Origin of the sequence: Pseudomonas baetica (genome assembly GCF_019733355.1) — a bacterium.
GTDB lineage: Bacteria > Pseudomonadota > Gammaproteobacteria > Pseudomonadales > Pseudomonadaceae > Aquipseudomonas > Aquipseudomonas baetica_A.
Window position 1 is genome coordinate 1 of sequence record NZ_JAIHLQ010000155.1, and the last position, 359, is coordinate 359.

At 57.1% G+C, this 359-nt stretch carries 1 protein-coding gene; it reads left to right on the forward strand.

What is annotated here, in order from left to right:
- Positions 1–27: 27 nt before the first annotated feature.
- A partial coding sequence (locus K5E40_RS34525) for an alcohol dehydrogenase catalytic domain-containing protein (RefSeq protein WP_221734443.1) occupies positions 28–359 on the forward strand: 332 nt, incomplete at its 3' end.

Sequence of the window (359 nt, forward strand, 5' to 3'; positions counted from 1 at the left end):
GACCAACTCAAAAAAGGAAGTGACATCATGAAATCACGTGCAGCAGTGGCCTTTGGGCCAGGTAAACCGCTGGAAATCGTTGAGATCGACGTTGAGCCGCCACGCAAGGGTGAAGTGCTCGTCAAGATCACCCATACCGGCGTGTGTCATACCGACGCGTTCACCCTGTCGGGTGATGATCCTGAGGGTCTCTTCCCGGTCGTGCTGGGCCATGAAGGCGCCGGCATCGTGGTAGAGGTAGGTGAGGGCGTCACCAGTGTGAAACCGGGTGATCACGTTATCCCGCTCTACACCGCTGAATGTGGCGAGTGCCTGTTCTGCAAGTCGGGCAAGACCAACCTGTGTGTGTCTGTACGTGC